At 61.6% G+C, this 26,835-nt stretch carries 20 protein-coding genes and 1 tRNA gene; 8 read left to right on the forward strand and 13 right to left on the reverse strand.

Annotated elements, in window-relative coordinates; all coding sequences use genetic code 11:
- Positions 1 to 24 precede the first annotated feature (24 nt).
- Positions 25 to 100, forward strand: a tRNA-Phe gene (locus CWC48_RS08875).
- Between the two features lie 155 nt (positions 101 to 255).
- On the opposite strand, the gene CWC48_RS08880 is transcribed toward CWC48_RS08875, so the two are convergent.
- Positions 256 to 1,848, reverse strand: coding sequence for a glycosyltransferase family 39 protein (locus CWC48_RS08880; protein WP_100491699.1), 1,593 nt, complete (start codon positions 1,846 to 1,848; stop codon positions 256 to 258).
- 87 nt (positions 1,849 to 1,935) lie between these two features.
- Positions 1,936 to 2,901 carry an arsenic resistance protein gene (locus CWC48_RS08885; protein ID WP_100491700.1) on the reverse strand — a complete coding sequence of 322 codons (966 nt, stop codon included), beginning with the start codon at positions 2,899 to 2,901 and terminating at the stop codon, positions 1,936 to 1,938.
- 173 nt (positions 2,902 to 3,074) lie between these two features.
- On the opposite strand from CWC48_RS08885, the gene CWC48_RS08890 reads away from it, so the two are divergent.
- Together CWC48_RS08890 and CWC48_RS08895 are read left to right on the forward strand one after the other, a co-directional pair.
- The gene (locus CWC48_RS08890) at positions 3,075 to 4,028 is read left to right on the forward strand and encodes an alpha/beta fold hydrolase (RefSeq protein ID WP_100491701.1); all 954 of its coding nucleotides are present in this window, start codon (positions 3,075 to 3,077) and stop codon (positions 4,026 to 4,028) included.
- Between the two features lie 4 nt (positions 4,029 to 4,032).
- On the forward strand, positions 4,033 to 4,446 hold the full coding sequence (locus CWC48_RS08895) for a hypothetical protein (RefSeq protein ID WP_100491702.1): 414 nt from the start codon (positions 4,033 to 4,035) through the stop codon (positions 4,444 to 4,446).
- A 119-nt stretch (positions 4,447 to 4,565) separates the two neighbouring features.
- Here the strand turns inward: CWC48_RS08895 and gabP are convergent, their stop codons facing one another.
- Entirely contained in the window at positions 4,566 to 5,957 is a 1,392-nt protein-coding gene (gene gabP, locus CWC48_RS08900) for a GABA permease (protein ID WP_100491703.1), read from the reverse strand.
- A 555-nt stretch (positions 5,958 to 6,512) separates the two neighbouring features.
- Here gabP and CWC48_RS08905 point away from each other — a divergent pair.
- The 5 genes from CWC48_RS08905 to CWC48_RS08925 all read left to right on the forward strand — a co-directional run bounded on the left by CWC48_RS08905 (position 6,513) and on the right by CWC48_RS08925 (position 10,718).
- Positions 6,513 to 7,286 carry an ABC transporter ATP-binding protein gene (locus tag CWC48_RS08905; RefSeq protein ID WP_078046444.1) on the forward strand — a complete coding sequence of 258 codons (774 nt, stop codon included), beginning with the start codon at positions 6,513 to 6,515 and terminating at the stop codon, positions 7,284 to 7,286.
- 13 nt (positions 7,287 to 7,299) lie between these two features.
- Positions 7,300 to 8,052 carry an ABC transporter substrate-binding protein gene (locus CWC48_RS08910; protein WP_003187758.1) on the forward strand — a complete coding sequence of 251 codons (753 nt, stop codon included), beginning with the start codon at positions 7,300 to 7,302 and terminating at the stop codon, positions 8,050 to 8,052.
- Positions 8,053 to 8,126: 74 nt separating this feature from the next.
- Complete coding sequence (locus tag CWC48_RS08915) at positions 8,127 to 8,822, forward strand: ABC transporter permease (protein ID WP_078046443.1); 696 nt, start codon at positions 8,127 to 8,129, stop codon at positions 8,820 to 8,822.
- A gap of 38 nt (positions 8,823 to 8,860) precedes the next feature.
- A complete protein-coding gene (locus CWC48_RS08920) occupies positions 8,861 to 9,550 on the forward strand; it encodes an ABC transporter permease (protein WP_078050854.1) in 690 nt (229 codons plus the stop codon).
- Positions 9,531 to 10,718 (forward strand): methyltransferase, encoded by a 1,188-nt coding sequence (locus CWC48_RS08925; RefSeq protein ID WP_100491704.1) that lies wholly within the window; start codon positions 9,531 to 9,533, stop codon positions 10,716 to 10,718. Before CWC48_RS08920 ends, CWC48_RS08925 begins: the two co-directional genes overlap by 20 nt.
- A gap of 241 nt (positions 10,719 to 10,959) precedes the next feature.
- On the opposite strand, the gene bcsQ (CWC48_RS08930) is transcribed toward CWC48_RS08925, so the two are convergent.
- The 10 genes from bcsQ (CWC48_RS08930) to bcsQ (CWC48_RS08975) form a co-directional block, all read right to left on the reverse strand.
- Complete coding sequence (bcsQ, locus tag CWC48_RS08930; RefSeq protein ID WP_100491705.1) at positions 10,960 to 11,895, reverse strand: cellulose biosynthesis protein BcsQ; 936 nt, start codon at positions 11,893 to 11,895, stop codon at positions 10,960 to 10,962.
- Positions 11,896 to 12,071: 176 nt separating this feature from the next.
- Entirely contained in the window at positions 12,072 to 13,196 is a 1,125-nt protein-coding gene (locus CWC48_RS08935) for a cell division protein FtsQ (RefSeq protein WP_100491706.1), read from the reverse strand.
- A 12-nt stretch (positions 13,197 to 13,208) separates the two neighbouring features.
- Positions 13,209 to 14,624, reverse strand: a complete 1,416-nt coding sequence (locus tag CWC48_RS08940; protein ID WP_100491707.1) for an MBOAT family protein — start codon at positions 14,622 to 14,624, stop codon at positions 13,209 to 13,211.
- A 16-nt stretch (positions 14,625 to 14,640) separates the two neighbouring features.
- On the reverse strand, positions 14,641 to 15,306 hold the full coding sequence (locus CWC48_RS08945; protein ID WP_100491708.1) for an alginate O-acetyltransferase AlgF: 666 nt from the start codon (positions 15,304 to 15,306) through the stop codon (positions 14,641 to 14,643).
- Positions 15,306 to 15,968, reverse strand: a complete 663-nt coding sequence (locus tag CWC48_RS08950) for an SGNH/GDSL hydrolase family protein (RefSeq protein WP_078046437.1) — start codon at positions 15,966 to 15,968, stop codon at positions 15,306 to 15,308. The genes CWC48_RS08945 and CWC48_RS08950 overlap by 1 nt, the downstream gene beginning before the upstream one ends.
- A gap of 16 nt (positions 15,969 to 15,984) precedes the next feature.
- On the reverse strand, positions 15,985 to 19,875 hold the full coding sequence (locus CWC48_RS08955; RefSeq protein WP_100491709.1) for a cellulose biosynthesis protein BcsC: 3,891 nt from the start codon (positions 19,873 to 19,875) through the stop codon (positions 15,985 to 15,987).
- Positions 19,857 to 21,053 (reverse strand): cellulose synthase complex periplasmic endoglucanase BcsZ, encoded by a 1,197-nt coding sequence (gene bcsZ / locus CWC48_RS08960; RefSeq protein ID WP_100491710.1) that lies wholly within the window; start codon positions 21,051 to 21,053, stop codon positions 19,857 to 19,859. Before bcsZ ends, CWC48_RS08955 begins: the two co-directional genes overlap by 19 nt.
- The gene (bcsB, locus tag CWC48_RS08965; RefSeq protein WP_100491711.1) at positions 21,050 to 23,284 is read right to left on the reverse strand and encodes a cellulose biosynthesis cyclic di-GMP-binding regulatory protein BcsB; all 2,235 of its coding nucleotides are present in this window, start codon (positions 23,282 to 23,284) and stop codon (positions 21,050 to 21,052) included. Before bcsB ends, bcsZ begins: the two co-directional genes overlap by 4 nt.
- On the reverse strand, positions 23,281 to 25,500 hold the full coding sequence (gene bcsA / locus CWC48_RS08970) for a UDP-forming cellulose synthase catalytic subunit (RefSeq protein WP_078046433.1): 2,220 nt from the start codon (positions 25,498 to 25,500) through the stop codon (positions 23,281 to 23,283). The genes bcsB and bcsA overlap by 4 nt, the downstream gene beginning before the upstream one ends.
- Positions 25,497 to 26,573, reverse strand: coding sequence for a cellulose biosynthesis protein BcsQ (bcsQ, locus tag CWC48_RS08975; RefSeq protein WP_256581627.1), 1,077 nt, complete (start codon positions 26,571 to 26,573; stop codon positions 25,497 to 25,499). The genes bcsA and bcsQ (CWC48_RS08975) overlap by 4 nt, the downstream gene beginning before the upstream one ends.
- Positions 26,574 to 26,835 lie beyond the last annotated feature (262 nt).

Below are 26,835 nucleotides of genomic sequence, written 5' to 3' on the forward strand. Positions count from 1 at the left end.
AAAACCCGTTTAATGCGCCCCGTTGCCCAGATAGCTCAGTCGGTAGAGCAGGGGATTGAAAATCCCCGTGTCGGCGGTTCGATTCCGTCTCTGGGCACCACCTTCAGCTTTCAGGTGGTGTCAACATCACGTGAAAGCAATCAAGAAACCCGCCTAGTGCGGGTTTTTTGTTGCCTGTGATTTTTGTCTCCGAGCAGCGTCCGCCGAACTCAATCGCAAACCGGGCGCCCTCCTCGTTCGACTCAAGCTGCCGATTCACTTCAGTAAAAATACCATCAGCGGGTTGTCATTCAACCGCCCTTCAAACCTTGGCGCCAACTGCTCCAGAGGCGTGCCTTTCAACAACGCGGTTTCCTTGCGCGAGACGATCACCCAGGCTGGCCGAGGCAAAGCTTCCAGTCGCGCGATCTCGCTGCTTGCGATGAACACCGGGTACTCATCGTGATCCAGGTTCATCACGTAGCGCACCGCCCAGGTGTCCCGGCCCAGGTTGATAAACACCAGCGGCCCCGGCTGAGCGCCTCGCAGCGCCTCGACTCGGCCGACAAATTGCCGGGTATCGAATTGCAGATCCTTCGCCGGTTCAACCACCGTCACCAACAGCAGCCATTGCGCGGTCAATGCGATCAGGCTGAGCCACACCAGCCGCCCCACCCGACGCCAGGCGATCAGTGCCGCGATCTGCAGCACCACCAGCCCGCCGATCAGCAGCGGTAGCGAAACGTCAGGCCAATAACCATGCTTCTGCCACCCATGCCGACAGACAAGGACTACAACCACGCACAACGCCGGCAGCGCTGCGACAAGCCATTCGTAGGTGCGACGCACGCCAACGAGCCAACCTTGCGCCTGGAGAAGCCCATAGGCGGCGACAGCGGCGAACATCGGCACCATGGGCAGGATGTAATAGGCGCGCTTGAAATGCGGCACCGACAGCCCGAGCAAAATCATCAAGCCGCAGGCCCCTAGCCGCACCACTAACTGCATATCGCCCGCGAACCGCTCGGACCAGCGATGACGCAGCGCAATCATTGTGGCCAGCGCCAACGGCACCACCGGGAAGTAGCGGTACAAACTCAGCTGGAAGTAGAAATAGAACGGCTCACCGGTCTCATCGAGGCGCCCGCCCACCTGCATCTTGAACACCTCATCGGCAAAGGCATCACCGCCACTGACGCGCGCCAACTTCACCAGCACCCACCAACAGGCCGCCAGCAATACCAGGCCCATGACACCGTGGATCAGCACCTGCCTGACCCGCTCACCAGGCTTGCCCAGTGCCCAATAGACGCAGACCACGCCACAGACCTCGATCAAGCCCAACGGCCCGCGTATCGCAAAGCCCAGGATGAACAGCGGGAACACCGCAAGCCGCCGCCAGCGTCCGCCGCTGTGCAGCAGGTAGAAACTGCCGACACACAACAACGCCACCATCTGGTCCAGGCACACCGACCGGGATTTTTCCAGCAACTGAGTGGTGAGCAAGGTCAATAACACGGTGAGCAGCGCCCACTGGCGATTCGCCGGGACCAGCAGGCGATACATCACCGCCACCACCCCAGCGGACGCCAGGGCGGTGGGCAATACGTTCGCCAAATGATTCGGCGCGCCAAACAGTCGGGCAAACAAAAAGCTGAAGAAGGTCGCAGTGCCGGGGTAATCCGCGTAGGGCTGCCCGTAGGTGGTCGGGAAAAAACTCGCGCCATGGCGAAACATTTCCTGCAGGAACAGCGCCCAGCGCCCGTCAAAACCCTGGGGCTGCTGATCCCAGATGCCGAAGGTGAACAACACAAGAGCAAACAGGAAAATGCCCAGTGACTCCAGGCGGAAACGGTTGCGGTGATCCATCGGTTGACCTGTCAGGTAAGGGGCGCCGACTTATGGTGCAGACCGCCCTGCTGAATAGCGCCTGAACAAACCTGAAGATTGCCGTTTTTACCGACCTGCGGGCCACACCCACCTAGGGATCAACCGAACGTAAATCAACTCACCAACGAGCTCGACCAAGGTTTGCAGGATCACCGCAGTCGCCGCCAAGCCACGCACATCCTCGGGCAGCGCCAGCGCCAAGGGCAGCACCACCAACGAGTTACGCGTCGAAGCGCTGAACGTCACCGCCCGCGCCGTAGCGGCGGGGAGCGCAAACAGCCGCGACGCCATCGCACCCATCAGCGGCGCCAACAACAAAAAGCTGATATACACCGGGATCACCGGCAACAGCAGGCTCATATCCCGCACCACCGACGTGATGTGTGAGGCGATCACCACACACAACACCAGCGCCATCGCCGGCACCGGCAACCACGCCCAGGCACTGCTCCAGACACTGACCATCGATGATCGCCGTGCCAGCGACACTGTGACCACCGCCAGAATCATCGGCACCACGATCAACAAGAGGAACGCCTCTACAAACGGCTGCGCCTGGACCACCACCTCGGATTGCGCGCCGAGCATCAGGCTCAAATAGAGCGGCAACAGCGCCAACTGCAGCAGCAATAGCACCGGCGTCGCCGCCAGCATCAACCGTGAATCGCCCTTGCCGATGTGGGTGAACACCACCACGTAGTCGATGCACGGCGTCAGCAATACCAGCAACGCCCCCACCAACAGGACCGGGCGACCCACCAGACTTTGGGTCAACGCCCACACCAGTAAGGGAACGAGGATGAAATTGGCCAGCAACAATGCCGACAGGAAACGCTTGTTGCCCAAGCCTTGGCGCAGGTCCAGGAAGGGGATTTGCAGGAACATCGCGTACATCAGCACCGCGATAGCGGGGGTGACCAACGCGCTGAGGCCGTGGGCGAATGAGGGCGCGAGCAGGCCGAAGACGACGGCCAGCAGAACGGCGGCAAAATAGACCGGGATCTGGTTGTGTTCGAGGGCGTCGCGCGTCATAAGGCTGGCTCGGATGGATCATAAGGCCGACAGCCTAAGCACCCAGGGCGGTAAGGTCGAGCACCCTGACAATCTGCGCAATCACGATGCGCGAAATTTGTTAAGTTCGACGTCTTATAAAAAACGCGTGAGCCTGCACTCCCTCACCTGAGGCGCAAGGACCCAGTAGCCCTATGAACCTTCCAATCCCCCCCACCCTGGACGCTTTCCACGAGCCTGCCGCCGACGGCTACATGCTGGGCGGCTTTACCTGGCGCCACCCGCGCACCGACCTTGAACGTCCGGTCGTCATCATCAACGCCGCCACCTCCGTGCGCTGCCGTCACTACTCCCGCTTCGCCGATTACCTGTTCGCCAACGGCTTCGACGTCATCACCTACGACTACCGTGGCATCGGCGAATCCCGCAATGGCTCGCTGCGCGGCTTCAAAGCCTCGTGGTCGGACTGGGGTGTATTGGATTTCGAGGCGATGTTGCAGCGAGCACAGCGGGAATTTCCAGGACAGCCGATTGATGTCGTTGGTCACAGCTTCGGTGGCTGCGCGGCCGGGCTCGGGGCGTCGGGTGCGGTGATCCGGCGGATGGTGACCGTGGGCGCTCAGTTTGCGTACTGGCGCGACTATGCGGCGAGCGTGCGTTGGCGGATGTTCGCCAAGTGGCATGTAGCGATGCCGCTGGTGACAGCGCTGTGCGGGCACTTCCCCGGCAAGCGCCTGGGCTGGCTGGAAGACACACCCGCGGGCGTGGTGCGAGACTGGAGCACGCCGTCGCCCAGGTATGAAACGCGACCCAGCGGGCGAGACCTGGGCGAACTGCCATTCAGCCGCGTGAAGGCGCAGATACTGGCGATCAGCATCACCGATGATCCCTTCGGAACCGTAGCTGCCATTGAACGGCTACTGGGTTACTTCGACAGCAGTGAGTGCACTCACCTGCGCATCGCGCCTGAAGACATAGGCGAAAAGGAAGTCGGACATTTCGCATTTTTTCGCAGCGAGTATCAGGACCGGCTGTGGCCGATTGCGTTGGCGTGGCTTCAAAACGACCCATCAACTGCAGATACCCTTGGGATTTCCCCCAACCTGCGCTTCAATACTCCACTCAGACCCAGAACCCTAGGATGTTGAGCCCATGGCCTCGCCGAACAAGCAGCAAAAACGTGCCCACCGGGCAAAGGCCAAGGCCAAGCAAAACCGTACCCAGCGCGCCGTCGCGACCAAGCCGGATGCGTTTGCAGGTGACGACAGCCGCATCGACCTGGAGTCAGTGGATTTGACTGAGCTGTTTGTAGAGATGCGCACCGCAGGCGAGACCAGCCAGCAGGCGCTGTGCGCCGTATTCCTGGCCCATCCCTTGCTGGCACTGGTGCTTGAGCAGGAAGGCGAAGAGGAAGCCACCGACTTCATTCTTGCGGCATTGATCGAGTACTGGCAGTGGGCCACGGACACCGACGATGAAGCCGCCGCACTGGCGTGGATCGAGTCGCCGCAATTCCAGGCGGATTACGTTGCGGCCTCCCAAGCGCTGACCAGTTCGCAAGACTGACGCAGAACCAAATGTGGGAGCGGGCTTGCTCGCGAATGCGGAGTGTCAGTTAACAGATTCATCCACTGATACACCGCTTTCGCGAGCAAGCCCGCTCCCACATTTTTTACCGCACGCCGTCAGTTCAGTACGGCTGCACCCGCTCTCTGCGCCTTGCGCCGGCTGGACACAAACAACCCCGCCGCCACCACCAGCACGCTCAGCACACCGGTCGCGATGATCTCGACCCGGTGCGCTTCCTGGAACAGCATGATGGTCAGCGTACCGACGATGAACACCATCACCGCGTAGGTCAGGCCTGGGAACAGCCACATCTTGAAGACAATCTTCTCGCCCGCCGCCGCGCGTTTCTGGCGCATGCGCAGTTGCGACACGGCGATCACCAGGTACACCAGCAACGCGATGGCGCCGGAGCTGGCCAGCAGGAATTCAAATACCGCAGCCGGGGCCACGTAGTTGGCGAACACCGCCAGGAACGCTGCGCCGGTGGACAACAATACCGCCCAGTAAGGCGTGCCGCTCTTGTTGGTGCGCTTGGCCACGGCCGGTGCGTCACCGCGACGGCCCAGGGAGAACAGCATGCGCGAAGCGGTATACAGCGCCGAGTTCAAGCAGCTGGTCACGGCGACCAGTACCACCAGGTCGACGATCAGCTTGGCGTTCGGGATGCCCATACGCTCAAGCACAGTCTGGTAGGAACCCACGGCCGCCAGGGTCGGGTCATTCCACGGCACCAGGGACACCACGATGAAGATCGACAGCAGGTAGAACAAACCAATCCGCCAGATCACCGAGTTGGTGGCCTTGGTGATTTGCTGCCCAGGGTTCTTCGATTCAGCGGCGGCAATGGTGACGATCTCGGTGCCCATGAACGAGAACATGGTGGTCAGGATCGCCGCAAGGACTGCACCCATGCCGTTTGGCATAAAGCCTTGGGTGTCGAACAGATGGGAAACACCGCTGACCTGGCTGGTCGGCAGGAAGCCAAAAATCGCGGCTAGGCCCAGGATCACAAAGCCCACAATCGCCACGACCTTGATCAACGCAAACCAGAACTCGAATTCGCCGTAGTTCTTCACGCTGAACAGGTTGGTTGCTGTCAGCAGCAAGGTGATGATCAGGGTGAAGGCCCAGATGGCCACATCCGGGAACCAGGCGTGCAGGATAGTCGCGGCAGCGTTGGCCTCCAGCGGAATCACCAGCACCCAGAACCACCAGTACAACCAACCGATGGTAAACCCGGCCCAGTGACCGATGGCGCGGTCGGCATAAGTAGAGAACGAACCGGTGTCCGGCGACGCCACGGCCATTTCGGCCAGCATGCGCATCACCAATACCACCAGCGTACCCGCCGCGGCGTACGCCAGCAGTACAGCCGGGCCGGCGGCAGCAATCGCGTGGCCGGAGCCGACAAACAAACCGGCACCGATGACGCCGGCAATCGACAGCATGGTGACGTGCCGCGGTTTGAGCCCCTGTTCGAGGTCATTGGAGCTTTGCGTACTACTCATTGACACACCTTTGCGAGGAATTGCGAAAACGGTCGGCCCGGCCCGGGATCTTTCTCGTGAAAAGAAACCAACAGGGCGTTCTTTATTTTTTACGCAAGATTTGCGCCAAAATGTTACAGAGCCGCGATTGACGCGGGCTGTAGGACGATTCAACAACCGTCGCAAGTCATTGAGAACAATGGCATTCCGCTATAGCGTTACCGTGCGACCCACATATACGACGAACAAACGCACCATAAACACACACAAAAAGTATGTGACGCCCCACAAAAGGGCTGATATGCACCGTTTGCCCGGTTAACCCTTCCAACACCCGGCCAAAGCTGGCACCATCGCGCCCTTTTTTACGCGAAGCCTGTGGTATTTCGGGTTCAAACGGCTGCTCGGTTGTTGATGGCGCGACACGCTGCTGTGCCGATGCGACACCCTGCCGCACACCACCTGATTACCGCCCGCCACGCTGTTGGCTGCCGTCAAGACGCTATGCTAGCTTGGCGCCTCGCCAGGAAGGCGGCCCAACAGCGACGATCGCAACGAACACAATGAGGACCCCACATGGCCGAGGCCGCGCCCGCGCTTGAAATCCGCAACTTGCATAAACGCTATGGTGAGCTGGAGGTACTCAAAGGTATCTCGCTGACCGCTCGCGACGGCGATGTGATCTCGATCCTGGGTTCCTCCGGTTCCGGCAAGTCCACCTTCCTGCGCTGCATCAACCTGCTGGAAAACCCGCACCAGGGCCAGATCCTGGTGGCCGGCGAAGAACTCAAGCTCAAGGCTGCGAAAAATGGCGAGCTGATGGCCGCCGACGGCAAGCAGATCAACCGCCTGCGCAGCGAAATCGGTTTTGTGTTTCAAAACTTTAACCTGTGGCCGCACATGAGCATCCTCGACAACATCATCGAGGCTCCTCGCCGTGTGCTCGGCCAGAGCAAGGCCGAGGCCATCGAAGTCGCCGAAGCCCTGCTGGACAAGGTCGGCATCGCCGACAAGCGCCACGCCTACCCCGCGCAATTGTCCGGCGGCCAGCAACAACGGGCGGCCATCGCGCGCACCCTGGCGATGCAGCCTAAAGTCATCCTGTTCGACGAGCCGACTTCGGCCCTTGACCCGGAAATGGTTCAGGAAGTACTTAATGTGATCCGCGCGCTGGCCGAAGAAGGCCGCACCATGCTGTTGGTCACCCATGAAATGGGCTTCGCCCGCCAGGTGTCCAGTGAAGTGGTGTTCCTGCACCAGGGCCTGGTCGAAGAGCAAGGATCGCCACAGCAGGTGTTTGAAAACCCGCTTTCGGCGCGCTGCAAACAATTCATGTCCAGCAACCGCTAACGGAGCAACATGCATGCAGAACTATAAAAAATTCCTTCTGGCCGCGGCCGTCTCGATGGCGTTCAGCGCCACGGCCATGGCAGAAACCTTGAAAATGGGGATCGAAGCGGCTTACCCGCCGTTCAACAATAAAGACGCCAGCGGCAATGTCGTCGGCTTTGACAAAGACATCGGCGACGCCCTGTGCGCCAAGATGAAAGTCGAGAAGTGCGAAGTGTATGTGTCCGACTGGGACGGCATCATCCCGGCTCTGAACGCCAAGAAGTTCGACTTCCTGGTGTCCTCGCTGTCGATCACCGACGAGCGCAAGCAGGCCGTCGACTTCACTGACCCGTACTACTCCAACAAGCTGCAATTCATCGCGCCTAAAGCCACCGCCGACTTCAAGACCGACGCCGCTTACCTCAAAGGCAAAGTCATCGGTGCACAACGCGCGACGTTGGCCGGTACTTACCTGGAAGACAAGCTGCCGGATACCGAAGCCAAGCTGTACGACACCCAGGAAAACGCCTACCTCGACCTGACCTCCGGTCGCTTGGACGGCATCCTCGCCGACAAGTACGTGCAGTACGAATGGCTCAAGAGCAAAGACGGTTCCGCCTACGAGTTCAAGGGCGACCCAGTTGTAGAGAGCGACAAGATCGGTATCGCCGTACGCAAGGGCGACCCACTGCGCGAGCGCCTGAACAAAGCCCTGGCGGAGATCAAGGCAGACGGCACCTACAAGAAGATCAACGACAAGTACTTCCCTTTCAGCATCGAATGATCTGAACGGTATGCCCGGCGCGCTCAGTTGAGCGCGTCGGCTTTTTGCAATGCCTGCCGCGATATGAAAACACCATGAATTTCGATCTCTACGGATTCGGCCCGGCGCTTGCCGCTGGCGCGCTGATGACCGTCAAACTGGCGCTCACGGCCCTGTGCCTGGGGCTGGTGCTCGGCCTGGCCGGTGCCTTGGCCAAGACTTCGCCGTACAAGCCGCTGCAATGGCTAGGCGGTGCCTATTCGACCATTGTGCGTGGCATCCCCGAATTGCTGTGGGTGCTGCTGATTTATTTCGGCACGGTCAACCTGATGCGTGCCCTCGGTGAGTTCTTCGGCGACCCCGACCTTTCCCTCAGCGCCTTTGCCGCCGGTGTGATCGCCCTGGGCCTGTGCTTTGGAGCCTACGCGACGGAAGTGTTCCGTGGCGCGATCCTCGCCATTCCCAAGGGCCACCGCGAAGCCGGTGTCGCGCTGGGGCTGTCGAAGTTCCGGATCTTCACCCGGCTGATCATGCCGCAGATGTGGCGCATCGCCCTGCCCGGCCTGGGCAACCTGTTCATGATCCTGATGAAAGACACCGCGCTGGTATCGGTGATCGGCCTGGAAGAAATCATGCGCCATGCGCAGATCGGCGTGACCGTCACCAAGCAGCCTTTCACCTTCTTCATGGTCGCCGCCTTCATGTACCTGGGCCTGACCGTACTGGCCATGACCGGCATGCACTTCCTGGAAAAACGCGCCGCCCGCGGCTTTGCGAGGAGCACCCAATGAGCGGCGACTACAGCTGGCTGGCGCATTTCGATCTGGGCCTGAACTGGGCCGTGATCATCAAGTGGCTACCCAAATTGGCGCAGGGCGCCACCCTTACCCTGGAGCTGGTAGCCATTGCAGTGATCGCCGGCCTGCTGCTGGCAATCCCGCTGGGTATCGCCCGCTCTTCACGGCGCTGGTATATCAGCGCTGTGCCTTATGCCTACATTTTCTTCTTTCGTGGCACGCCCCTGCTGGTGCAGTTGTTCCTGGTCTATTACGGCCTGGCGCAGTTCGACTCGGTGCGCGGGAGTTTCATGTGGCCCTACTTGCGCGATCCGTTCTGGTGCGCCACTGCCACCATGACGCTGCACACCGCCGCCTACATCGCCGAGATCCTGCGCGGCGCGATCCAGGCCATTCCGCCGGGCGAGATTGAGGCGGCGCGCGCACTGGGCATGTCCAAGCCCAAGACGCTGTTCTACATCATCCTGCCGCGCGCCTCGCGCATCGGCCTGCCGGCGTACAGCAACGAAGTGATCCTGATGCTCAAGGCCAGCGCCCTGGCCAGTACCGTCACCCTGCTGGAATTGACCGGCATGGCGCGGACCATCATTGCCCGTACCTATTTGCCGGTGGAGATCTTCTTCGCCGCCGGCCTGTTCTACCTGTTAATGGCGTACCTGCTGGTACGCGGCTTCAAACTGCTGGAACGCTGGCTGCGCGTCGATGCCTGCCAAGGACGTTGAAGCACGCTTCCAGGCGCTGGATGCGTTTCTGATCGAGCACCAAGGGCTGTGGAAACCACGGCCCTTTACTCATCTGCACTTGCCTTGGGAAACCCAGCACCTCGCACTCGCCCAGTGGCTGCGCCAACGCTCGTTGGACGATGCCGAAGCCAGTCACAACCATCCCCACGACCTGCCGGCACCGGCGCCTTTTCCACAGCTCGCTGCGCAGGCTCGTCAGCTCAGTGCTGTGGATAAGTTACCGACGCATCCGCTGCCTACCGCTCGCCATCGCCTGAACGTCGATGTGCCGGGTCGCAAATGGGAACAGATAGAAGCCTTTGGCGCTGCGCTGCAGTTTGCGCAGACGCCCACGCATTGGCTGGACTGGTGCGCGGGCAAGGGCCACCTGGGTCGCCGCCTGCTACAAGACGATCAGGCCCTGACGTGCCTGGAGTATGACCCGGCGTTGATCGCTGCAGGCCAGGCCTTGAGCGACCACCACGATTTGGCCGTTACCCATCGCCTGCAAGACGTCATGACGGACGTTGAGATTGGCCCTGAACACACGCCCGTCGCCCTGCACGCCTGCGGCGACCTGCATGTGCGCCTGCTGCGACTGGCCAGTGCGGCCGGCTGCAAACAACTGGCCTTGGCGCCCTGCTGCTACAACCGCATCCATGCCGACATCTACCAGCCACTGTCCCACGCAGGCCGTGCCTCACACCTGCAACTGTCGCTGGATGACCTCGGCCTGCCGCTGAGCGGAACCGTCACCGCCGGCAAACGCGTGCGCTGGCAGCGGGACAGGTCCATGGCGCGGCGCCTGGGTTTCGATCAGCTGCAACGTGAACTGCGCGGTCTGGACGAGTACCTGCCAACACCCTCCCTGCCGGCCGGTTGGCTCGACAAACCCTTCGCGGACTACTGCCGGGAGCTGGCAAGCCTCAAAGGCTTATCCACAGGTGAACAGGATTGGGCGGCCCTTGAAGCACACGGCTGGCATCGCCTGGCCGAGGTCAGGAACCTGGAATTGCTGCGTGGTCTGTTTCGGCGCCCACTGGAGGTATGGCTGGTGCTGGATCGGGCGCTATTTCTTGGCGAAAACGGCTACAAGGTCGACGTAGGCATCTTCTGCGAACCCGCATTGACGCCGCGCAACCTGATGGTGCTTGCCGAGCGCGATTAAGGGGCAAAATTGTCGCCGTGCAGCCTGTGGATAACTCTGTTGATGGATTCTTTACGGAGCCTGTAGCCATCTACGCTACAGGGCAAAAGCCAGGCTGGTCATTTTTTGTTCACAAAATAAAACGCACGTAAAACAGGCAGTTGCGGTGTGATGAGAACGCCTCCACAAAAGGGCTGTTTGATGACACCGCCATCCAACCGATTGTGCATAAGCATCTGGCGTTAACCGTATAAAGCGCGATTTATAGGTGTTTTCTGCGTGCGATCAACAGGCGGCAAAGCTCATTGATATCGTCCCCGGCCAAGGTCAATTCCTGACTGTCCATGGGGTCGGCGCCAAACGCCAATGCCTCGCTGATCGCCATGTCGCGGTGCACTTCCAGTGGTTCTTTAGCGCCCAGGCGCTGCTTGAACGCCTCGACCATATCAAGGCTGAAGGCATTGTCTTCATCCAGTTGGTTGAGCACAAAATGAACGTGGGGTGGATGCTCGCGCTCAAGGTGCGGCGCCAGCAGCCCGTCGAGCTGGTCCAGGGTGCCCAGAGAGGCGGCATCGGCCTGGGCGATCACCAACACCACATCGGCCACGCTCAAGGCTTGATGGAAATAGACGTTGTTACCGGCAGGGGTGTCGATGATCACGGTATGACGGGCGCTCAGGTCCAAGGCGGCCAGGCGTTGCGCCAGCCAGTCCGGCTCATGCTTGAGCCAGCGTTGCAGGTCATCCTGCTGGCGCAGGTCGGTGTCGCCAAAGGTAATCACGCGACTGCCGACAAAGCCGGGTTGTTGGAGCGTGTCCCAATGCGCATTGCGCAGGCTGGTCGGGCCGATACCCGGCGAACTCGGGCTGACTCCGAAGTGCATCCGCAGGGCGTTCTGTGGGTCCAGATCGATGGCGACCACCGACTCGCCAAGGCGCTGCAGGCCGCTGCTCAACGCTGTGGCCAGGGTACTGCGCCCCACTCCACCATTAACCGACACCAACGCCACCACACACGGACGCCGCAACGCCTTATCCACCGGCTGGGACTGCGCACTTGCACTGGGTGTTTGCGGGGGAAACGGGGTGCCGTCATCCACAGGGATGCTGCCAAAAAAATGCAAGCGCGCATTCAATCCCTGGACGTCACGGCTGACATCCTTGCCAAGCAGCACGAGAAGGCCATCGGTAAAGCTCATAGCGAATTCCTCATCACGGCGAAGCTCAAAGACGTGAGAAGGTCAGCTGATACGACTGCTTACCGCAGGTCTTTTTGTGGTCGCCCTAGTGCAGGCAGTCTGCTTCAAGCGCATAAAAGTGTCATTATTTTGATGATGTGGTTGTCTATTTTTTAGACAAACGGCAGATCGTCAAATTACTGACCAATGCTGATCGAATCGTAGGGCGTTTGCAGATCCCGCTCTGGAATTTCCCAAATCAGCAACTTTGGTGGTGTTTGCTTGAAGGCCGGGCTTTCAAAGTAAGCCTTGGCCGCGCCCGAGAATTCCCCCCCGTCTTTGCTGAAGTTACCCACAGGCGCATTCAGGGCCTTTTGCAGGAAACCGACGAAATTGGAATTACGCGAGAACGAGGTGCCGATCAGCGCCACATTGGGCAGGCCCGCGTCGCCAAACAGGTCGTCGGCATTGCTGGTGGCGCCTGCGGTTTCATGGGCCGTGCTGGCCGCGACCGACTCGACGGGCGGCTGCAGCTTGGGCGGCAACCAATCGAGACCGGCCAGCCGCACCAGGTCACCTGGGCGCACGGCGAGCGGCGCCTGGGTGATGTCGAAGCTTTGCTCGGGCGTGGCCTTGATACCGCGTTTCTGGATACGCTGCGCCAGGGCCTGGGCACCGGCGTTAGCGCCGGTTTCGCTCCAGTGGGTGTCCGTGCGCAGATAGGCTTCGGCGCCCAAGGGCTTGAGTGTATCCGTGAGGTCCAGAGCGGAAACACCAGCCGCTTGCAACGCGGCGGTCCAATCGCGGATTCGACTATCGAGCACGGCTGGGCGGTACAGGCCACAGCGCTGGGCGGCGGCGATGCGGCTCTTGTCCGGCACCACCACCACTTGCAGGTCGATGCCTTTGTGACTCAGTTGTTTTTGCAGGTCGATCACCGCCTGGGCCTTGGTCTGGGCATTGCCCTCGGCATGGCGGTTGATGCGCAGCTCATCGCTGATAAACAGCCAGCCGGAGCAACCCGGACGCACGCGCGGCCCTGTGTCGCCGAACACCAGCCAGCTGCCGCCGCGCTCCAGGTTGGCGGCCTGGATCGCCATCGGCGCCTTGGCCAGCTCCTTGGCAAAACGATGGGTCAGGTCGCCATGGAGCAACATGTCGCTGTCGACCTTGGCCGGCACATAACTGATCGGCCCCTTCACCATCAGCCAAGCGCAGGACAACAGCCCCGCCGCCAAAAAAGGCACCAGCACCCAGGCCGCCAGGGGACTGGTGCGAACGGCCAAGTCGCTCGGTGGAGTCGGCGCGGTAGGAGCAGGCATGGTCGGGCGTCCTTAGAACTGAAAGTACAGAAACGGTACGGCGTCGCGGCTGGCAATCAGCGCAAACGACAACACAAACCCCGCCACCGGCCACAGTGAAGCCGCCAGGACAAACCACGGCTGGGTGCCGAAACGCTGTTCGCAACGCACCTGCCAGATCGGCGCAATGATGCACACCAGGCCCAACAACGCCGCCATGCCATGGGCCGGGCGCATAGCCACGGCCATCGCGTCACCCAGGCCTATGCCATGCATACCGAACTGGCCGGCGTACAGGGTCAGCGCCGAGTGGAAGTCCGGCGCGCGGAACAGGGTCCAGGCCAGGCACACAAACAGCAAGGTGAAGATGTGCGACAGCACCGGCGGAATGCTCGGCAAGCTCGAACGCGACCACGCACGGTCGACGCACAACGCCACGCCGTGAGCGGAACCCCACAGCAGGTAGTTCCAACTGTCGCCGCCGTGCCACAGGCCGGCGATCGCCATGGTCAGGAACAGGTTGCGATAGGTGCGCCACACGCCATCGCGGTTACCACCCAGGGCGATGTACAGGTAGTCGCGCAACCAGCTGGACAACGACAAATGCCAGCGCCGCCAGAAGTCCTGGATGCTGCTGGCCAGATAGGGCCGGTTGAAGTTTTCCGGGAAGTGGAAGCCCAGCATCAGGCCCAGGCCGATGGCCATGGCGCTGTAGCCGGCGAAGTCGAAGAACAGTTGCAGCGAATACGCCAGGCAACCGATCCAGGCGTCCACCAGGCTTGGGTTCTCCAGGTGAAAGGCAATGTCCACCAGCGGCGACAGGGTGTCGGCCACCAGCACTTTCATGCCCATGCCGATCATGAAGCGCCGCGCGCCCAGGGAGAAATTCGCCCAGTTGAAATAACGCTGGTTCAGCTCGCGGCGAACCCAGTCGTAACGGATGATCGGACCGGCAATCGAGTGCCCGAACATCGAGATATAGGTGGCGTAGTTGATGAAGCTGCGCTCCACCGGCACCGTATGCCGGTGCACATCCACCAGGTAGGAAATCGCCTGCAATACGATGAACGACAAGCCGGCCGGCAAGGCCACGCGTTGCCAGTCCAGCGGCATCGCACCGTACCAAGTGATCACCTCGCTCACAGTGCCAGCGACGATGTTGGCGTACTTGTACCAACACAGCACCGCCGTGTTGAACACGATCAACGCGATCAACAGGCGCACCCGGCCTTTGCCGTCCTCACGGGAGCGATCCACCAGCAAGCCGCCGACCCATGCCACCAAGGTCAACACCATGTGCAGGAACAGGAACAACGGGCTCAACCAGCCGTAGAACAACCAGCTGCCGATCAACAGGATGACGTTGCGCCAGCTCGGACGAGCCAGGGCGTAGATCAACAGGAAGGCCGGCAGGAACAGCGTGAGGAATTCGAGTGAGGCAAAGACCATGGTGGTTCGGGCCTGATCAGTTAGCGAGCGAATCAGGCGCGAACAACAACCGTGAGCCCGTGGCGGATGGCAGCGCCAACACGCTGTAGCGTTCGCCGGCCTTGAGGCTGAACGTCAGCGGCTGGCCAACCGGCGCCCCCGCGCACTTGAGCTGCACCGACAGTTCCACCGGGTTGATCATGCGGCGCTGCACGGAACCTTCAACAACCTTTTTGAACAGCTCGGCCTTCTGTGCCACAGCTTCCAGACTGGCGTCGGCGCACGCGGCGTCGGCGTTGATGAACGCCAGGGAGGCTTTCAGCGCATTGAAATCATCCGGTTGCTCATGGATCACCACTTGGCGAATGCCGCCTTTGGCATCCATCACCGCGACCACCGTGGCAAACTCGCCCGGGGCCACGGTGACGCTCAGGTCAGCCGTCTTGTCGCCCTGGCTCAACACACCCTTGATAGGAGCACTGCCGCCCGATACCGGCAGGTAGTCGGAAACCAGCTTGTCGCCCGCCAATACCAGGCTGGCCTTGGAACCGTCGGCGACCAGTTTCAATTCGCTGGCGGTGCCATTGGCAAACCGCAGGAACGCCGAGTCTTTTTCCGGCCCGGTGGGGTACAGCGGAATGTCGGCGCTGTAGGCGCTGACACTGGCGAGCAAGGTCGCCAGGCCCAGAGTGATGCGCTTCATCACTTGGCTCCTTTCACGGCATCCGCCGGCAATGCCGACAGCGCGCCGCCGATGGCCTTGGCCCACTTCTGGTAGCCGTCGATGGTGAAATGCTGGCCGTCAGTGGTGATCCACTCGCCCGGTTTGGAGAAGGTCAGCGAGTCGATGTAAGTGCATGGCGCCACATTGGTTGCCAGGAACGACGACATCAACTTGGTGCGCGCGTCATCCTTCTTGTACATGCTGCCGACCTTGCCCCAGGCCGGGCCTACCCATACGCATTTGGTGCCGGTTTCGCTGACAGCCTTGGTCAGTGAGGTCACACTCTTCCACGCCCAGACTTTTGGGAACTGCGGGTCCGGGTAGGAGGCCATGGTGTCGCCGATGATGATCACCACGAGGTCCGGCTTGTCCTTGGCGATCAGGTCCTTGACCGGCGTGGTGCTCATGGCGTTTTTGCCGAACACCTGAGGTTTGCCACCCGGCAACTGCTCGGCACCACAATCGACTTTCTTTGGCACGACCCAGTCGGCTGCACCGGCGCCGCAGGCACCGATGGTGTGCACCTTGGCGCCTTGGGCGGTGAGGTTGGCTTGCAGCGGGTCCAGCAAATGGTCCGGGAAGCTCAAGTGGCTTTCACCGAGTACCAGCAGGGTCAGGCCGGCAATTGCAGAAACAGGCATGGATGACTCCTATCAATCAATTCGAATAAGGGGAACGGTAAGGGCTGACCGGCAAAGGCATAGGCCCGCTCAGGTCTTCAAACAGGTAGCGCAGGTAGGCGTTGCCGACGTACTGGCGATAATCCTGGGCGTTGTCGACGCCGACTTCGCCACCCAGGTAGAAGCGTGAGGTAAGACGGTATTCGGCGGCTGCGTTGAGGCTGTAGCCGATGCCGGTCTTGCTGCTGCTTTTGTATTTCGGGTTTTCAAACGCTTCCTGCAGGTCTTTTTCCGTCGGGAAATAATCGGCGCCATCTTGCGCGATATGCTGCACGCCCACCGAGCTTTTCAACTCGTAGCTGAAGCGATCGAAACTCTGCGCCCAACGCACTGGAACAGCCAGGGAGAAGAAGCGCTGCGGGCTGAAGTAGCCGCCATTGCCGTAGGTGTAGTTACCCTGGTTGTCCTTGAAACCCATGGCCATGCCGCTGATGCCCAGTGTGAGGGTGTCGGTTGGGGTATTGCGCAGGTACCAGTAGACGCCACTGCCCAGTTCCATGCGCGTATTGTCTTCGACGTGATTGCCGAGCAATTGATGTAACGACGCATACCCGTAGGCACCCATTTCCTGATTGTCGTAGCTCAGTTCTGCACGCCCGCCGTTGGCAGTGACACCGCCCCACTTCTTCTCGATGACCTCGCCATCGGCGGTAGTGATCCGTGCTTTCGAACCAGCAAACGAGGTCACGCTGTCAGTGACCGGCCGCCGCGAAACATTCACGCCATAACGCAGGTTGCCACCTTCGGTGAACGGTCGATTCACACTCACGCCACCGACCACGGTGTTGTAGGTGAAGCCCACCGGGCTGACGCCGATGTCGGCCTTGACGCCTTGCGCCGGGTCTTCGACCGCGACCGCCAGGCCGACACCGTTTTCTCTCTTGGCGCCATCCTCACCTGCACCAGCGCCAAAGCGCGCCGCAGAGATGGCCTTGACCGTCCCGGAACTCAAACTCACCGGCGTCGCACGCAACGCCACGTTGTAGTCACCCACCGGCATACGCGCCTCGAAGGGTGTTTCCACATCGGTGATTTTGCTCAAGCCACTTTCACCGTTGTTGCTGCGCACGCTCAAGCCTTGCACCAGGTACGGGCTACGATCACGCAGCAGACCGTCGAGGGCACGGCGCGCCGGGCTCAGGGTCGGGTTGTCCAACGCGGCGATGCGCGTAGGCGGCACGAACGGGTCGCTCAGTTTGTTCGAAGGGGCAAAGCCGGCAGCGGTTACCGTATTTCCAGGCGTCGTTACCGGCGCGGGCATGACGTTGGCCGGCGCGTCGATCGGCGGAGGCACCGCGCCACGGTCAACGGCCAGGTCGGTGATCTGGCGGCGCTGACCCGGCAGGCCAACAAATGGGTTGTACGCCACGCCTTGCGCGTCCGCCAGGGCCGAACGCGCCTGGGTCCGCTGGGTGTTTTCAATCGCCAGGGCGCGACGCAACAACTCCGCTGCTTCGGCATTGCGGCCCAGGCCCTGGTAGATCTGCCCCGCCGTCGTCAGCGTCTCGGCACTGGTCGGGTCGAGCCGCAGCGCCTTGTCGGTGGCCGACTCGGCCAGGCTACGGTTACCGCCCTTCAAGGCGATACCGGCCAGGCCCAGTTGCAGGCGCGCGTTATTGGGGTTCTGCTGCACGAGCGGTTCGTAAAGCGCCATGGCTTTCTTGCCGTCGCCGCCGTCGGCATACATACGCGCCAGTACGGCAATGGCCGAGGTGTCATGGGGCCGCTGCACCAGTGCCGGCGAGAGCATGTCGTAGGCTGCCACCAGGTCGTTCTTCTCGCGCAACGCATCGGCTTGCTTGACCCGATACTGGAAGATCAGGTCTTCGTAGCGTTGACGCCCGGCATCACTCAGCGGCTGGCCCTGCATGCCGCGCAGGATGTCGCCGGCCTCGGTGTAGTGGTTGGCCTTGAGCAGTACACCCGCGTAGAGCAGCCTCTGGTCGGCAGTCGGATCAGGCGTGCTGTCCAGCACACCTTGCATAATCTGCAAGCCCTCTTCCGGCGCGCCAACGTCCACGTAGGCAGATGCCAACACCGCCAGACGCTCGGGCTTTTTACCTGCCAGCGTCGCGCTGCGTCCCAGCAAGGCCAGGGCTTCCGGGCGCTGGCCACGGCGAGCGCTTTCGATCGCGATTTCGGTCTGCTTGTGCAGAGCGATGTCACTCGCCAACTCATTCATATCAGCGGTGCGCTGGCCGGCAGGAATGCGCGACAGTGTTGCATCGGCGGCTTTCCACTCGTCCAGTTCAACCGACAGCAAGGTACTGGTGTACAGCGCGTCCGGTTGGTTGGGCTGGCTTTTGAGCAGGCCGTCAAGCAAGGCGCGGGCATTGCGAATCTGCCCGTCGCGCAAGTAAACCCGTGCCAGGGCGAAACGCGTCCAGGGGTTTTCTGGGTCGGCGTCGAGCGCCTGTTGGTACGCGGCTTGCGCGGCCTTCAAGTCGCCACGCTGATCGGCGACCTTGCCCAACTGGGTCGCTCGCAGGGCCTTGATTTTCACGTTGGAGGACAGCTTGGCGCGGTCCGCTGCAGACACCGAGTCGATCAGCTTCAAGGCTTCTTCCGGACGACCGGATTGCGACAGCACGCCGATCAGGCCATTCAACGCGTCCGCATCGCCTGGGTTGCGCGCCAGCACTTTGCGGTAGCTGGCTTCGGAGGCGTCGAGTTGATTGTCCTGGGCCTGGAAACCAGCGAGGGCCACGGTGGCATCCGCCCGGCTCGGGTTCAGGCGCTCGGCCTGCGCGGCGAGGTCGCGGGCCTGGCTGCTGCGGCCGGCATTCTGCGCGTCCCTGGCCTGTTTGAGCAGGCTCCAGTAACGCACGTCATTCAGGGCTTTTTGCCAGGCCGCACCGCCAGGCAAGCGGGTGGCCTGGGCCAGGTAATTCTCCGCTTCGCTGAAGCGCTGCTGCTGTTGGCGCAACACGCCCATACCGCCGAGGGCATCGACATCGTTTGATTTTTCCGCCAGGCGCGCCGCCAGCAATGGCTCGGCGGTTTTCAGGTCACCCGCGTCGAGGGCCTTGAATGCCTTGACCAGCTTCGGATCACGCTGCCAGCCACCGTCCCCTTTGCCCTGGGCGATGCCCTTGTTCATCAGCTCACGGATCTCGCTGTCGTCCGGGTGCTTGGCAAGGAATTCCTGGAACAATGGCACTTGGTCACGGCTGGGCGCGCCGAGCCAGACCAACGCAAAGCGCCAGCCTTCGTCAGCGGCGCCGCCGACTTCGTTGTTGGGCGCCAGGCGTGCCATGGCGCGGATCCCTTCGACACGGGTGCCGGGGTTGCGCGCCAGGTGCCGAGCCAGGAACAACGCGGCAATCGCGTCATCCGGCCGCTCACGCGTCACTCGTTGCAAGCCGGCGATACCTTCGGCAGTGCCCTTGGGGGTGAAGGCCAGGGCGTTGTAATACTCACGGGCGATCAAGCCTTGAGGCTGGCGATCCTGGAAAATCTGGCGGTACAGCGCGACAGCCTGTTCGCGCTCTTCCACCGGTTCGCCCAGCTCACGGGCCTGCTCCAGCAACTTGGCATTGGCGGGTACGTTGACCAGGATGTCCTGCTCAAGCTGCAACGCCTGGCGTGGTAGCGGCGAAATCGCGCGCAGGCGGGCCAGGTACTTTTGCGCCTCATCCGGGTGCTGCTTTTGCACCTGGATCAGGCCCAGGCCGTACAGCGCGTCCGGCTGCTCAGGGCTCAGGCCCAGCAGCTTCTGCCAGGACTCGGTGGCCCGTTCCGGGTTTTTCTTCGACTGCCAGTAGTAACCCTGTTCGATCAGCAAGGTTTGGGGGTCAGTGGTCGCGGCGAGGCTGGCGCTGGACACCAGGGCAGCCACTATCGCGAGGGCTAGCGTGTGACGGCGCATGCGCCCTCCCAGAATAATTTGACCGTACCGTCCTGTTCGAAGCGGTACTTTTGATCGGTAAAGCCTTGGCTGAACAGGCTGAGCATGTAGTCGTAATACACCGGCTGCGCGCTATCGGGCGCCGACGGGGCCATGGCTTTGCCCAGCACGTCGTCCAGCTTGTTTTTCTGCAGTTGCATCAGGGCCGTTTCGCCACGCGCCTGGAAGAACACCAGGGCCGAGGCCGAGAAGCCCAGCGGCGAAAAGCCGTTGTTGTTTTCGGCTGCACCGCTGAGCACGTGGATCTTCTCCGGCGGAAAGCCACTGGGAGACGCCGCCGTCGCACGTGAAAAGCCAGCCAACGCCTTGAGCATCGGCGCCGCCAGCGGATCAGCCTTGGCGGTCATGCCGGCCCACAGGTAAGTGCGGATGGCGTCGTAGCTGCCGAGGTCATCGGAATACGGGTCGACCACAAACACGCCGGCATTCGCGCCGGTAGCGCGGTAGCCGACCCAGTTGGCGGCGATACCGTGGGGGTTGCTCTTGGGGTCGGCGAGCATCTTGGCATTGCTCTCGGCCACGTCGTTCCAGCCACCGTCGGGACGTTCCTTGTGGAAGCGTCGCAACTGCGCCAGCACTAGGTAGCTGGGGTTGAAACGCCACAACCCGTCGGGGTAGCTGTAACCTACCGGCCCCGGCAACAGCATCTTGCCCAGGCCCGGTACGCGCACGATCAACGTCTTTTCGACATTGGCCAACACCCGCTGCGCATCGGCGCGGTACTGCGGCACATTCCACACCCGCGCCGCTTCCAGCAGCGCGTAGGCCACCCACAGGTCAGCGTCGCTGGCAGAGTTGGCGTCGATCACGCCCCACTCGCCAGTCTTCTTCTTGCCCCACAGCCAGCCTGGCAGGTTGCGGGTGATGTCGTTGCCGGCCATGTTGGCCTTGGTCCAGGTCCAGAGCTTGTCAAAACGCGCACGGTCGTTGCCCACCAGGGCAAAGAACATCGCATAGGACTGGCCTTCGGAATTGCTTTCGCTGGGGTTCAGCGACGAGTTCAACACCCGCCCATCATCCTGCACAAAGCGCGTCGCGTAGTTCTGCCACAACGGCCACTGCGCGTCGCACGTCTGCGCCTGGGCCGCGCCGGCGAAGAGCGCGACGCCCAACGCCACCCAACCGGCTTTACGCATCATGCCAACCGCCGTTTTGCACGTGCCCGCAGGGACAGGTAGACCAGGGAGCTCACGATCGCCAGGCCCAGGAAGGTGAACAGCAGCATCCAGCCCAGGTTCTGCGACAGGCGCCATTGCACCTGCTTGAAGAGCCCCAGCTTGCCAACGTAATACTGCTGGTCGGCCACCAGTGAACTGACCTGCGTACCTTGCACCACCGCGAGGCTGCCCTGGATGGTGTCCTTGAACTGGTCACCGCCGATCAATACGGCCGTCGCGGCCTGCAGGCCTTCGGGCTTGGTGCTGGAAATCAACACCACACTGCGACCCGCCTTGAGCGGCGACTCGAAGCCGGCAAACCAGGTGCTGGTGCTCAAGCTGCTGAGACTGATCGCGGCGTTGGCGGCGTGCTTGTTGGCCTCGTCGTCAGGGCTGACCCAGTTGCTCACGTAGCGCGGCAGGTCGGACAATTTGAAGTGCTGCTGCGCCCCGTCAATGTTGGCCGGCAAGTACTGCTGCCACTGCTTGAACAACGGCTGGTCAGCACCGGTGGCAATCACCAGCAAGTCTTTGTCGGCCACGCTTTGCACGTCCTTGGCCTGCACCACCTTGACCGCAGTGGCCGGGTAGCCGGTGGACTCGCCAAAGCGACCGAGGATGGTGAGGTAGGCGCTCAGCTCTTCTGTGCCGAAGGTGTCCGGCAAGACCACGGCCGACTCGGAGAGGTCCGCCAGGCGCGTGAACGGGAAGCCGGCATCGTTGAACACACCCAGGTTAGGCATGGCGATGAAGTGCTGGTACCCGCTGATGTCCAGGCTCGAATCCGGGTCGATGGTGCCGCGCATGTTATCGACGATGATGTCGCGGCATTCGCCTTCTTTTATGTAGTCGTACATGAAGCGCAGTTGCAGCTTGGACATCGGTGACGCCGAGCTGATCGGCAGCAGCACAGTGGCTTCGCGCGGCAGCGTGTTATCTGTCTGCAGCATGCTCAGCAGGGTCTTGCCGTCCGCCAGGCTGGTGATCGACGGCAACGGCATGGACTTCATGAACAGGTCATCCATACCCACCAGCAACGACGAGTTTGTCGACACCTGCTGCGGTGTGTAGCGGTATTTGAGGTGCAGCGGCACGCCTTCTTCACGCCAGTTGAACAAGTCGGGCGGCAGGCGGAAGTCGACGTTGATGGCGCCCGGGTTGTAGCCTGCGACGCTGAGTTTTTTCAGCTCGACCAGTTCACCGAGGCGTACCGGGCGATCACTCGGCACCCAGTTCGGCGCGTCGTAGGGGCGACGCGGCGCCAGGCTTTCGAGCTTGTCGATCACCACGCTGCTGCCAGCCAGCACCGGGTTGCCCAGCGCCACGGCGGTGGCGGCACGCTTGAGCTCGGCACCGTCGCGGCCCGACACGATCAGCAGTTTGCCCTGCGGATCGTTGGGGTTGGCGATGAGGTTCAGGGTCGGCCCGGTGGCCTGTGCAACCTTGACACCGTTGACGTCGACCGCACTCGGGCTCAGCACCAGCACAATGGCATTGCCCTTGGCCGGGATCGAGCCGTAGGTGGTGGGGAATGTCGCGCCACGGTAGCTGGCCAGCGCGCCGAACCACGACGACAAGGTGGCCGCCGCTTCCAGCGTGGCGTTGTCCGGGGCGGTGGCAAACACGAATGGCAGACTGAGCTGGCGCGCATCGCGCTTGTCGAAAAACGGCAGCGGCAACACCGACAGGTCGTTCTTCAACTGGATCTGCGACACCTGCAGTTTCAGCTCGCTGCTGTTGCTGATTTTTGCCCACAGGCTGCTATGCAACGGGTCTTCGCAGGACATGCTGTAGTGACCGATGAACTGCACGCGCAGGCGGTTGAATTCGGTGATCAGGTGCGGCGGGATCTGCACCAGCGTCTGTTGCGCAGTGCCTGCGCCCTCTTTGGTCAGCGGGATACTGGCCGCCACTTCATCGTTGACCAGCACGTTGATCTGCGACAGGTCAGCCAGCAACGCCGGCGAGTAGCTGTAGTTGAGCAGCACTTGCGCGCCGGTTACCACCTGGTCGGCGCGGATGTCGAAGTTGACGCTGTCGGACGACTCCACACCCTGCAGGTTCATGGTGTCGCGACGGCCCAACTGCTTGAGCGTCAGGCTGTAAGCGCTTTCGGCAGCCTGTACCAGTGAGCTCAGGCCCAGCAGCGAGGCAATCATCAACGTGAGTGCCGCGCGCATACGCGTGCGCGCAAAAAACAAAGTGGAAGTCATGGCTTGTCCATCAACGTGTCGAGCGGTTGTGAGGGGGTGCGGCGCAGGGCCATTCGCAATTCATGCAGGGTGGCGCGGCACAGGGTGAACAAGCCGCCAATGCCAATGCCACCGACTTCACGCAGGGCCGCCAGCGGCGTATCGGGCTGGCCGGCGCCCCAACTGGCGGCCCAGGTGTCGGCGCGGGAAAACGTCAGGCGTACCAGCTCGCTTTGCTCGCGCAGCGACAGCGATTCAAATTGCGCCCCGATCTGCGAACCTTTACTGAACGCGACCCGCGCCTGGAACAGACTGTCCTGGCCATTTCGCGACAGCACCAATTGCACCCGTTCGCCCTGGCCGATGGAGTGTCCATCATTGAGGATCAGGCCAAAGCCGTTCTGGGAGAAGTCCTGGGTGATACCGGCGAGTAACCGGCCATCGGCACAGATTACGCTGACCGGCAGTTTCGCACTCACGCGCGGCTCGGAACGCACCTGGCGTGTCTCGGACGCCACGGCCACGGCGGCGCTGGTGATGATCAGGTTATAGAGGGTCCAGGTCAGGTTGATCACCACGGTCACGGCGGTGGACTCATCGCCCCAGATCAACTGGTGCACGCCGAAACCGATACCGACCAGGTTCACCAGCAACAGCACCAGGTACGGGCGCGCCAGCTTCCAGTCGAAGAATTGCTTGTCGATGATGCCGCCCTTGTCGGTGACGTTGAAGCCACCAGCCTTGGGATTGACCAGCGCCACCAGCACCGGCGGCAGGATGTACCAGGCGAGTACGGTCTCGTACACCTCGTTCCAGAACGAGTGGCGAAAACGCCCCTGGATCCGCGAGTTGGTCAGACTGGAGTGCACCAAGTGCGGCAGCACGTAGGCGACGATCATCAATGCCGACGCGTGGAAAATCTCGGCGCCGAACACCAGGTAGGCCAGCGGCGCGGTGAGGAACACCAAGCGCGGCAAACCATAGAAAAAGTGAAGCATGGCGTTGGCGTAGCAAATGCGCTGGCCCCACTTGAGGCCTTTGCCAAGCAGCGGGTTGTCGGTGCGAAAAATCTGCGCCATGCCCCGTGCCCAGCGAATCCGCTGGTTGATGTGGCGCGAAAGGCTTTCGGTGGCCAGGCCTGCAGCTTGCGGGATCGCCAGGTAAGCGGTGTTGTAGCCCAGGCGGTTGAGCTTGAGCGCGGTGTGGGCGTCTTCAGTCACGGTTTCGACGGCTACGCCGCCGATTTCCAGCAGCGGCTCACGGCGAATCACTGCGCAGGAGCCGCAGAAGAAGGTGGCGTTCCACAGGTCGTTGCCGTCCTGCACCAGGCCGTAGAACAGCTCTCCTTCGTTGGGGACGGCACGGAAGGTGTCGAGGTTCTTTTCGAACGGGTCCGGCGAGAAGAAGAAGTGCGGCGTTTGCAACATCGCCAGCTTCGGGTCCTTGAGGAACCAGCCCAGGCTCACTTGCAGGAAGGAGCGCGTTGGCACGTGGTCGGCGTCGAACAGGGCGATGTATTCGCCATCGGTGACCTTCAACGCTTCGTTGAGGTTACCGGCCTTGGCGTGGAAGTTGTTGTCGCGGCGAATGTAGTTCACACCGATCTTGCGGCAGAAGTCGCGAAAGTCATCGCGGCGGCCGTCGTCCAGCACGTGGACGCGCAGCTTGTCCTTGGGCCAGTCCATCGCCTGGGCGGCGAAGATGGTCAGCTTAACGATGCTCAGCGCTTCGTTATAGGTGGGGATGAACACATCGACCGTTGGCCATTCTTCTGGCTCGGTCTTCAACCACACCGGCGTGCGGCGCAGCGGCCAGGCGGTCTGCACGTAGCCGAAGATCAGCACGACCAGGGCGTAGAACTCGGCCGCGACCAGGCCGTAGCCGAAGAACATGTCGACCCAAGTTTCAAAGCCGAGGGTGGAGGTGAGGCGCCAGAACATGTAGCGCAACGACGCCACCAGCGACAACACCACCAGCGCGAGGATCGCCAGGCGCCCCGGAATCTTGCGCAGCACCAGCACCGCCACGAAGCACACCGCGGCAAACAGGCATTGAGTCACGAGGTCCAGTGGCGCGCAGATAATGGCCAGCAGCAGCAAGCCACCGAGCACGCAACTGCCCACCACCAGCAACATGCGCAGCACTGCAGGCCAGCGATTGAAGCGCGCGATGGCGCCGTTCAGGCGCCGTTCTACGCGCCCCTCGACGAAGGGCGTGGAGGACGTATTGTCGTTCATGGAAGGTCCGAGTCGAGGCGTTCAAGCAACGCGCGGCACAGGGCGAGGACGTCCTGGCAGCCGATACTGTTGACGGTAGGGTCGAGGGGGTCACGCCCATAGGCCTGGGCTTCGCTGAACGAAAGGTCACGATGCACCGTGCCCAGCAAGGCACTGCCCAGGCGCGTCTTGAACACCTCGGCCATGTCCAGGCTGAAGCGGTGGGCAGCGTCCAACTGGTTGATCACGTAGAAGCGTTGTGGCGGTTTTTCACGCTCAAGGTACGGCGCGAGCATCGCGTCCATCTGCGCCAGGGCGCCGAACGAAGCCACGTCCGGCTGCACCACGACCAACACGGCGTCGGCAACCGACATCGCCTGGCTCAAATATGGCGTGTTGCCGGCCGGGACATCGATGACCACCGTGTCCTGGCCGTTCAATTGGAGCCCGCCCAAGCGCTTGCCCAGCCACTCGGCATCCTGGCCCAACCAGCGATTCAAGCTCTTTTGCTGCTCATGGTCGGTGCTGCCGAACGCTACCAGCCGGCAACCGGCAAAGCCGCGCTCGGGCAGGTTGCCCCAGCCTTCATTCAGCAGGCTTGTGGCACCGATGCCGGGAATATCAAGGCCCAGGCACAGGTGATGACGTAAGGCATTTTGCGGGTCTAGGTCCAGGGCCAGCGCCGGGCGGCCCTGGCGCTGCAACCCACTGGCAAGCGCCGCAGTGAGGGTGCTGCGACCGACGCCGCCTTTGATCGAGACCACCACCACGACTTTCGGCGTGGTCGGCTCCGAGTACACCTCACCTTGAGGCCCCTCTACCACTTCGGGCGGGTGCAGGTGGTCGGCTTCACCGTGGTTCAGCTCTTCCAGCAAGCGCAACAACGGCGCCGACGGGGCTTCGTCAATGACAGTGGCAACCACAGGCCGGGTAGGCGTTTGAACGAGCACAGGCAAGTCGATAGCAACGGCAGGCGTTTCCAGGACCTCTATTGCGTCCTCGATGTACTCGTGGACGAAGTCGATCTCCCGGTAGCCGCTGGGGCTGACGCCCAGCTTGTTGAATAGTCTTGAAATGTCATCTGCTCGACTCACGTTCTGCCCCTCCCCCACCCTGATCTGCGCTTTAAAGGCGATAAAAAGGCCAGCGCTCTGCTGACCTTGAACTTTTCTAGTTATGTGAAGTCGCGCGCATTTTGTGATACCACATTAGTGGTGTCAGTATTTTGATACTCAAAGCCCAAAGCAATCCGACGAACGGCATGACGCCATTTTCATGACGTTTATTCAAGAAAAAACCATTCCCTGTAAGAACATAGACATGCGTTATTTTTTCACGAAAAACATTGTCTGGTTG

The organism is Pseudomonas sp. S10E 269, assembly GCF_002798465.1.
Taxonomy (GTDB): Bacteria; Pseudomonadota; Gammaproteobacteria; order Pseudomonadales; family Pseudomonadaceae; genus Aquipseudomonas; species Aquipseudomonas pergaminensis.

What these genes read in the sequence shown, in the direction of transcription:
- CWC48_RS08880 (WP_100491699.1), bottom strand. Translation starts at nt 1,848, where the DNA reads ATGGATCACCGCAACCGTTTCCGCCTGGAGTCACTGGGCATTTTCCTG.
- CWC48_RS08885 (WP_100491700.1), bottom strand. Translation starts at nt 2,901, where the DNA reads ATGACGCGCGACGCCCTCGAACACAACCAGATCCCGGTCTATTTTGCC.
- CWC48_RS08890 (WP_100491701.1), top strand. Translation starts at nt 3,075, where the DNA reads ATGAACCTTCCAATCCCCCCCACCCTGGACGCTTTCCACGAGCCTGCC.
- CWC48_RS08895 (WP_100491702.1), top strand. Translation starts at nt 4,033, where the DNA reads ATGGCCTCGCCGAACAAGCAGCAAAAACGTGCCCACCGGGCAAAGGCC.
- gabP (WP_100491703.1), bottom strand. Translation starts at nt 5,957, where the DNA reads ATGAGTAGTACGCAAAGCTCCAATGACCTCGAACAGGGGCTCAAACCG.
- CWC48_RS08905 (WP_078046444.1), top strand. Translation starts at nt 6,513, where the DNA reads ATGGCCGAGGCCGCGCCCGCGCTTGAAATCCGCAACTTGCATAAACGC.
- CWC48_RS08910 (WP_003187758.1), top strand. Translation starts at nt 7,300, where the DNA reads ATGCAGAACTATAAAAAATTCCTTCTGGCCGCGGCCGTCTCGATGGCG.
- CWC48_RS08915 (WP_078046443.1), top strand. Translation starts at nt 8,127, where the DNA reads ATGAATTTCGATCTCTACGGATTCGGCCCGGCGCTTGCCGCTGGCGCG.
- CWC48_RS08925 (WP_100491704.1), top strand. Translation starts at nt 9,531, where the DNA reads ATGCCTGCCAAGGACGTTGAAGCACGCTTCCAGGCGCTGGATGCGTTT.
- bcsQ (WP_100491705.1), bottom strand. Translation starts at nt 11,895, where the DNA reads ATGAGCTTTACCGATGGCCTTCTCGTGCTGCTTGGCAAGGATGTCAGC.
- CWC48_RS08935 (WP_100491706.1), bottom strand. Translation starts at nt 13,196, where the DNA reads ATGCCTGCTCCTACCGCGCCGACTCCACCGAGCGACTTGGCCGTTCGC.
- CWC48_RS08940 (WP_100491707.1), bottom strand. Translation starts at nt 14,624, where the DNA reads ATGGTCTTTGCCTCACTCGAATTCCTCACGCTGTTCCTGCCGGCCTTC.
- CWC48_RS08945 (WP_100491708.1), bottom strand. Translation starts at nt 15,306, where the DNA reads ATGAAGCGCATCACTCTGGGCCTGGCGACCTTGCTCGCCAGTGTCAGC.
- CWC48_RS08950 (WP_078046437.1), bottom strand. Translation starts at nt 15,968, where the DNA reads ATGCCTGTTTCTGCAATTGCCGGCCTGACCCTGCTGGTACTCGGTGAA.
- CWC48_RS08955 (WP_100491709.1), bottom strand. Translation starts at nt 19,875, where the DNA reads ATGCGCCGTCACACGCTAGCCCTCGCGATAGTGGCTGCCCTGGTGTCC.
- bcsZ (WP_100491710.1), bottom strand. Translation starts at nt 21,053, where the DNA reads ATGATGCGTAAAGCCGGTTGGGTGGCGTTGGGCGTCGCGCTCTTCGCC.
- bcsB (WP_100491711.1), bottom strand. Translation starts at nt 23,284, where the DNA reads ATGACTTCCACTTTGTTTTTTGCGCGCACGCGTATGCGCGCGGCACTC.
- bcsA (WP_078046433.1), bottom strand. Translation starts at nt 25,500, where the DNA reads ATGAACGACAATACGTCCTCCACGCCCTTCGTCGAGGGGCGCGTAGAA.